At 54.8% G+C, this 7,781-nt stretch carries 5 protein-coding genes and 1 pseudogene; 5 read left to right on the top strand and 1 reads right to left on the bottom strand.

Annotated elements, in window-relative coordinates:
* Window positions 1-323: 323 nt before the first annotated feature.
* Entirely contained in the window at window positions 324-1,805 is a 1,482-nt protein-coding gene (locus HMPREF2879_RS05075; protein WP_070634961.1) for an RNA-binding domain-containing protein, read from the top strand.
* A gap of 135 nt (window positions 1,806-1,940) precedes the next feature.
* Here HMPREF2879_RS05075 and HMPREF2879_RS05070 read toward each other — a convergent pair whose 3' ends face one another.
* Entirely contained in the window at window positions 1,941-2,564 is a 624-nt protein-coding gene (locus tag HMPREF2879_RS05070) for a superoxide dismutase (protein WP_005507370.1), read from the bottom strand.
* 1,446 nt (window positions 2,565-4,010) lie between these two features.
* Between HMPREF2879_RS05070 and HMPREF2879_RS05065 the strand changes: the two genes are divergently transcribed.
* From HMPREF2879_RS05065 to HMPREF2879_RS05050, 4 genes and pseudogenes are all read left to right on the top strand, one after another.
* Entirely contained in the window at window positions 4,011-4,562 is a 552-nt protein-coding gene (locus tag HMPREF2879_RS05065) for a MarR family winged helix-turn-helix transcriptional regulator (protein ID WP_049352858.1), read from the top strand.
* A gap of 514 nt (window positions 4,563-5,076) precedes the next feature.
* A complete protein-coding gene (locus HMPREF2879_RS05060; RefSeq protein ID WP_049341967.1) occupies window positions 5,077-5,601 on the top strand; it encodes a ferritin in 525 nt (174 codons plus the stop codon).
* Window positions 5,602-5,846: 245 nt separating this feature from the next.
* Window positions 5,847-7,199, top strand: coding sequence for a Na+/H+ antiporter NhaA (nhaA, locus tag HMPREF2879_RS05055; RefSeq protein ID WP_049341966.1), 1,353 nt, complete (start codon window positions 5,847-5,849; stop codon window positions 7,197-7,199).
* 157 nt (window positions 7,200-7,356) lie between these two features.
* A pseudogene (locus tag HMPREF2879_RS05050) lies at window positions 7,357-7,781 on the top strand (lysine--tRNA ligase); the annotation flags it as partial.

The raw sequence follows: 7,781 nt of genomic DNA, 5'->3' as shown, positions 1-7,781 counted from the left end.
GCGCGCTCATTGTGGTGAGCCATGATGAGGATTTCTGCCGCCGCATCCGCATTGACCGCACGCTGGCGCTCTAGGGTTCCGCGCCCAACCCCGCGGGCAACTTCTGAATACAACAAACGGGTGCCCAGCACCTCCGAATGTGGAGGCGCCGGGCACTCACCATGGCAGCAGTCGGGACACATTCACCCAACTTCGCAGACCGCCTACTATTTATGTAACAAATCATCCTCGATAGTTACATATTTGTCACTAAAACCCATCTTATTTGTAATTAATGTCCCGCATGAGGCTCAAAATGTCACTCCAGGAATTACAATATGTACATGTATACGCCTGAAGAACTAACACAAACACTCAACGAGCTACGGCTTCTAGGCAGAGACAGCCTGACCGTAGAGGTTAAATCAGCCCACATGGGTTACCCCTCTTCCGTGGCGGAAACTATCTGTAGCTTTGCTAACCTTCCCGACGGAGGCACAATCATATGCGGTGTCGACGAATCTCAGGAGTTTGCACCTGTAGGTGTTTATGATGTTGAAGATTTGCGGGCAAAGATTATTGATGCTGCTCAAAATCTTAAGCCAAAAATCGTAGTAGAAACCGACGATATAACTTTGGATGGCCATCAGCTGCTCATCGTAACCGTTCCGGGTCTGCCGGTGCAGGAACGTCCCTGTTTCAAAGGTAATATAGCCTACCAGCGACTCGGAGACGGCGACTACCCAATGGATGGCTACGCGCTCAGTCTAATGTACGCGCAGCGCCACAAACCACACAATGACCTACAATCAATTCCCAACACATCCAGTGAAGATTTGGACAAATCCTACACCGAGGATTTCCTACACCAGGTGCGTCTTTCCTCAGCGCGTCTACGTAATGACTCCGACGCGGAGATCCTACGCAAACGCAACGTCATTGATGCCCATGACGAGTTGACCTTAGCCGGGCTATGCGCCCTGGGTGATTACCCGCAACAATTCTATGCTGGGGCAAGCATTATCGGCATAGTTTCTGTAAGCGGCAACGCCCGCAATGATGACCGTTTTCGAAGTGAAGGCCCTATTCCCGCCATGCTTGAAGATACCCTTGCATGGTTTATGCGCAACATCAAGAACCGCACCGTCACAGCTCCCAATGGTGCGGGGCTCATCGATCAGCCAGAAATCCCCCTGGTAGCTCTCCGTGAGTTCGTGGCTAACGCACTCGTCCACCGGAGCTATGAACGGGATGCATCCGGAAAATTTATACAGATTTTTATCAAACGCGGCCGTATTGAAATCATCAGCCCCGGCGGTTTTTGGGGTATCCTGCCGAGTCAGGTAGGCCTCGTGCATCGCCCCGCGGCTGTAAACGAGGCGCTCTATGCTATCTGCCAGAATATTCGTCTCAGCGACGGTCTCAGCGACGGTCACCGACTAATCGAAGGCGAAGGCGGCGGTATCCTAGCTGCACAACAGGCCCTGGTTGATGCCGGGTTGCGTAAGGCGCATATTATCGATGAGGGTATCCAGGTACGCGTCATTATCTACCGCCCTGCCGATAACACGCAGCCTACGAGCATAATGGAGGTATCCTCGCCTCCTCAACGTGCTGAGATACCGGAAAATCTATCCCCCACGGAATCCCAGGTGTACGTTGCTTTGACCCGTGGACCCGCTACCGTCGCTGATATCGCGGAAAACACCGAGTTGAGTACACGGCAGGTACGTTACGCGCTACCCAAGCTAATCCAGCGAGGTTTGGTAGAGCAAAAAGCACGTTCGGGACGCCGCGGTTTGGTGTACCGCACGCTGGCGCTCTAGGGTTCCACGCCCAACCCCGCTGGGCAACACCTGAATACAACAAACGGGTGCCCGGCACCTCCGAATATGGAGGCGCCGGGCACCCGTTTCAGTTATCTCACCGCGGCTACGTCACCGCGCTGGCGAAAACTTAGATTAGAGGACCAGGCCCTTGGTCTGGGACACTGCGCGCTCGAAGCGAGCCTGAACGTCAGCCCAGTTCACAATGTTCCAGAATGCCTTGACGTACTCGCCCTTAACGTTCTGGTAGTCCAGGTAGAATGCGTGCTCCCACATATCCAGCTGCAGAACGGGGATCAGCGCAACGGAGATGTTGCCCTGCTGATCGTAGAGCTGCTCGATGATGAGGCGCTTGCCGACGGTGTCCCATGCGAGGATTGCCCAGCCAGAGCCCTGAATGGTCAGTGCAACGTTGGTGAAGTGCTCGCGGAACTTGTCGAAGGAGCCGAAGAACTCGTCGATTGCTGCTGCCAGCTCGCCGGTGGGCTTGTCGCCACCCTCGGGGGACAGGTTGTTCCAGAAGATGGAGTGGTTGGTGTGGCCACCCAGGTTGAATGCCAGGTCCTTGGAGAGCTTGGAGACGTTGCCGTATGCACCGTTCTCGCGTGCCTCTTCGAGCTGCTCGAGAGCTGCGTTAGCGCCTGCAACGTATGCTGCGTGGTGCTTGTCGTGGTGCAGCTCCATGATCTTTGCGGAGATGTGGGGCTCGAGCGCCGCGTAGTCGTAGGGGAGCTCGGGGAGAGTGTACTTTTCAGCCATGATGATGCCTTTCATTAGAAAACTTGGCTCGTATTAAAGATTACCAGCGTAGCGTTTACTTTACTTTTCACGAATTGGGGAGCGTCACATTTATGTAAGACCACGCTCGAGCCTGTGGATTTTAGGCAGAGACTTTTCCCCACAACTGTGGATAACCCTGTGTATCAACAGGATTTTCAGGCTCGGTGCCCTATTCTGCATTGAAATACCTGGGTATGCACTCATGTGAATAACAGTGCTGTAAGTTCTCCACACTGTGGATAACTACTGTGGATAACACCTCTTTTTGGGGATGCGCGGGGGATAAACCGCAGAATTTTTACTTCCGTTCGGGGCGTTTTTCCCTCTACTAGCCAAAATATTGAGCCCCAAAAGAGGCTCTGAACAGCCTTATACGCTTCTTCTAGCCGGAGGCGGTGGATTAAGTGCACAGGGTTATCCACAGGTGTGGAAATTCTTGAGTTCCGCGGATTTAAAGGTGAAAAGCCCTTCTGTTTAAGAATTTACCCTCGGTTTTAACACCCGTAGAAGCCTGTAATTACAAGAATTTCCCTGCTGCACCCTCATTTTTAACACTTAGCGAGCTCGATACCGCCTCCATAAAATCACACGCGTGTAAGTTCTCCACACTGTGGAAAACCTCTGTGGATAACCATTTCGGCACGATACGGCACAGCAATACTGCAGCCGCACGGTACAGATGTGCACACCGCCTCATACAGCCCTCCCCCGGCTCCCGCAGCTCCCTTGTCGGCGCACCTACATGAGGGCAAAAGAAAAGAGCACCCGATCATTGGATGCTCTTAGAGTGAGTTGATAGATATTTCAGTTAAAAAGATACGGTACGGAATGCAGCCCAACCACGAACTGCACCCGCACCGCACATCCGTCGGTAGAAATACGAGTTACTCGTACACCGACGACAATCACCGATAAATAGAGAGTCGAACCTATCGAAGCGAGCTTCCGGTCTCGCCTCGGAGGCTTCCTTCGACCCCGTTATGTAATTAGTGTACACGGTTTCATTACGGTTGCAAAGCCAAAACCGTGATTTTCTTAAAATTTTTGTTATCGTTTCGTTATTTTTCACCCCTGGCAACCTCTTTGCACCCCTCAGAATTTTCATTCACACCCCTAAAACCCTTGATATTCCGCGGAATTCGGCTCGATGCACGAGTGTGCTTCTTGGTACGTTCTCATCTATACTTGTACCGGAAATCTTTTTAAATATGTCGTGTATCACCTACCTGCCCAAGGTTTTTGCAGTCACTGCGTGCAAAAAGATGACCCTAGCACCCTCTAAAAAATTAGCACCAAAGTGTCAACCATTACTTGACCGTACCAATTTCAGGTTGCGAGTAAGACCTTTCGCTACAATGGGTGCCAACACACCGCATCTCCCCTTAATAAGGGAGCTCCATATCCGATAAAAGAGGAACCAATCCCGTGTCCACACCAACCACGTCTGCGCAGCGGTCCGAAAATACCGCACACAGCGATTCCATCCAGTGGCTCTCCCCCCAGGAGCGAGAAGGCTGGCTCTTTATCAGCTCCATCATTTTCAACCTCACCCGCAAGCTGGAAAACCAGCTACAGACCGAAGCCGGCATTAGCTTCGTTGAATACATGGTGCTCGCGATGCTCTCCGAGTCCAAGGACAATTCCTTGACCATGACCGAGCTGGCAATTACCACCAACACCCTTCCCGCACGTCTCTCCCGCGTTGTGGCACGCCTGGAGAAGGACGGCTACGTCCGCCGCTCCCTCAGCGCGGAAGACCGCCGCGTCAGCATCTGCCACCTGCTCCCCGCAGGCGAACAGAAGGTGCAGGAGGTCGCACCCGGCCACGTGAACGAAGTACGCCGCCAGATTTTCGACCACCTCACCACCGAGCAGGTTGAGCACCTCGCAGAAATCGGCGAGGCAGTCCTCGGCAACACCCCCTCAAACATCATCTCGATTGATGCACTGCAGCGTGGGGACTACCCCGCACACTAACCTCCTCCACCCCACAGAGGGATGAGAGTTGAGAGAACCAGAGATAAGGCACATTCCCATTGGGAACGTGCCTTATCTCTTTAAAGGCGCGCGCAGAACAACCTTTACGGAGGTGGTTGGGGGCGCATCGGGGTTCTGACCACATCAGTTTCGCCGCATTTTCGAGAGATTTTTAAGATTTTTTTGCGCCCTCTAGCCCCGTGCGCAGGCACCCAACATGGTGTCTCTATGTTTACCTTGAGCTGTAGGGGTTGTGGTTTTTAAACCCGCTGTCTATCCCTGTTAAACCGCGAAATCTCAAGGAAACACACCCAATACCACACAATCCAAAGAAAATATTCAGGCTATCCACACTAAGGGTTGTGGTGACAATATGTCAGGGGTACCTTATCTGATTCACCGATTAGCCTTTTCTCTCTGTACATGGCGCACCCCACCCCTTACGATAAATATCAACAGGTTGCACCGCGCCATCCCGGCACCCAAAAGCAACCACCAGATAAGGAGAAACCATATGTCTAAGTCTTTCTACGACCTTCTGAACGAGCAGATCGGCCACGAGTTCGCTGCATCCCACCAGTACCTGTCCATGGCTATCTGGCTCGACGGTGAGGACCTTCCCCAGCTGGCTAAGTTCTTCTACCAGCAGTCCCTCGAAGAGCGCGAGCACGCACTCATGATGGTTCAGTACAAGCTGGACCGCGGCCACAAGGTCGAGATCCCCGCTGTTCCCGCTGTCAAGAACGACTTCGAGAACGTTCAGGAAATCGTTGACATGTCCCTGGCACAGGAGAAGGCTGTCACCGGTCAGATCGAGGCCCTGTTCTCCGCAGCACGCGCTGAGAACTACGCACTGGGCGAGCAGTTCATCCTCTGGTTCCTGAAGGAACAGGTTGAGGAAGTTGCAACCATGGAGACCCTGGTGACCATCGTGAAGCGCGCAAACGGCAACCTCTTCGACCTGGAGAACTACGTTGCACGCGAGCTGGCACACGACCACGGTCAGGAGTCCGGCGCACCCGCAATCGCTGGTTCCTAATCTTGCGTTCAGGCGGCTAGACACCTAGTCGACCACGCAGAATACCTGCAGAAATACTAAAACGTTCCGCCCTCACCGCACCACGCGGCGAGGGCGGAACGTTTATGCATATACGCCATAAAAGCACACCGCGGTGCACCGTCCAGGAGCTAAAAGCCGCCAGCCGGTACTCGAATACTCATACAGTGCAGAGTAAACTTAAAAGCCTTAGATGCCGCATAATATCGCGGCAGAAAGAGGAGAGAATGACTCACACCAACCCAGATACCCTCAGCCGCGGCTCATATAGCAACTCACGCCGCGTAGCCGACATTCTGCGTGCAGAATCAGTCGGCGGTACCGTACTTCTGATTGCGACGGTGCTGGCAGTAGTACTCGCCAACACCCCCGCATCCACCTTCTACTTTGGTCTGCGAGACACCGTTGTTGGTCCGGTCATCCCCGGCTTCAACCACCTGCAGATGAGCATCGGAACCTGGGCAGCAGACGGTCTGCTCGTCGTTTTCTTCTTCCTCACCGGCCTGGAGCTGAAGAAGGAATTCGTGATTGGTGACCTCAAGTCGCCCTCCACCGCTATTGTGCCGATTGCGGCCGCCTTCGGTGGCGTGGCAGTGCCCGCGATTATCTACACGGCGCTGAACTTCACCAGCCCCACCGCTCTGCACGGCTGGGCGATCCCCACCGCAACCGATATTGCGTTCGCGGTGTCTGTTCTCGCCGCCGTGGGTACTTTCCTCCCCTCGGCGATGCGTGTCTTCCTGCTGACCCTGGCAGTGGTCGATGACCTGATTGCGATCTGCATTATCGCGATCTTCTACACCAATAACTTCCACGGCGAGTACCTGCTCTTCGCGCTCATTCCCCTCGCTCTTTTTGCGTTCATTGCCTACCGCGGTGAGACCATGCTGCACCTGAAGCCGCTGGCTGCCTGGCTGCTACTTCTGCCCCTGGGTATTATCACCTGGGCGCTCTTCCTCGAGTCCGGTATTCACGCGACCATTTCCGGTGTGGTTCTCGGCTTCCTGGTGCCCGTGAAGATGTCCGCTCGCTCTGAGGCGGCACAGGCTGAACACGGTCTTGCAGAGGTGCTGGAGCACCGATTCCGTCCCCTCTCTACCGGCATCTGCGTGCCGATTTTCGCATTCTTCAGCGCGGGTGTGGCTGTGGGCGGTTTTGAAGGCCTCGGACGCGCCCTCACCGACTCGGTGGCGGTCGGCATTATGGTCGCACTGGTTGCCGGTAAAACCATCGGTATTTTCGGCACCACCTGGCTCGTGACTCGCTTCAAGAACGCTAACCTCGATCCGGACATCGCATGGATTGACGTGATCGGTCTGGCTGCAACCGGCGGTATCGGCTTCACCGTGTCCCTGCTGGTCGCTGAGCTGTCCTTCCCGCACGGCTCTCCGCACACCGAAGACGCAAAGATTGCGATTCTCGTTGGCTCTGTTCTGGCTGCCATTGTGGGCGCGGCTATCCTGTCTCGCCGTAACAAGCACTACCGTGCCCTGGCTGAGAAGGAAAGCGTGGACGCTGACGACAACGGCATCCCCGATGTCTTCGAGGGCACCTACCGTGACCCGAAGGCTGAAGCCTAGCCAGAACCTCTAAGGTCTACTACCTTCTCTACACCCCGATTCCTCGCTGATCATGATGTCTCACCGCACTACCTCACGTCGCCGTACAGCACGAGCAGGGCAGGCGCCCGCGCCTCCTTCTAGGTATGCAGAGATATCAGCACGCGTGGTTATCGGGGTGTATTCTTTTGCCGCGCTTCTGACCACGTTTGCGTGGGTTATCTCTCCTCTGCGGCGCGGTCGCGGCTTCACCTGGTGGGAAGTCACCGCTGACCTGCTGAATATTCCCTCCACGCATACTCTGCCCAGCGCCATTACGATGATTGTGCTGGTTTCCGGACTGATTGTGCGCAAGCGCGCTGCCCTCATTGCAGCCATCGTTTTCCAGGTGCTGGGCGCACTGATTGCGACCCATAGCGCCTTCACGCTGGCGTTCCCCGCGGGGATTATGCCGAAGGACCGTATTTTCTCCTCGACGGTCGATACTCTCTCCATCGTGTTTGCGTGTGTGCTGGTGCCGTTCCTTTTCTCGATTCGTTCAGCGTTCCCGGCGCGCATTGGTCGCCTCTCGTGGGCGGGGGCGGCTGCTACGGCGGCTGGCGG

The organism is Rothia sp. HMSC069C04, from assembly GCF_001812895.1.
In the GTDB taxonomy this organism is placed as follows: Bacteria; Actinomycetota; Actinomycetes; order Actinomycetales; family Micrococcaceae; genus Rothia.
Note: the sequence above shows the minus strand (reverse complement) of the source record. Positions and strands in the feature narration are given on the sequence as shown.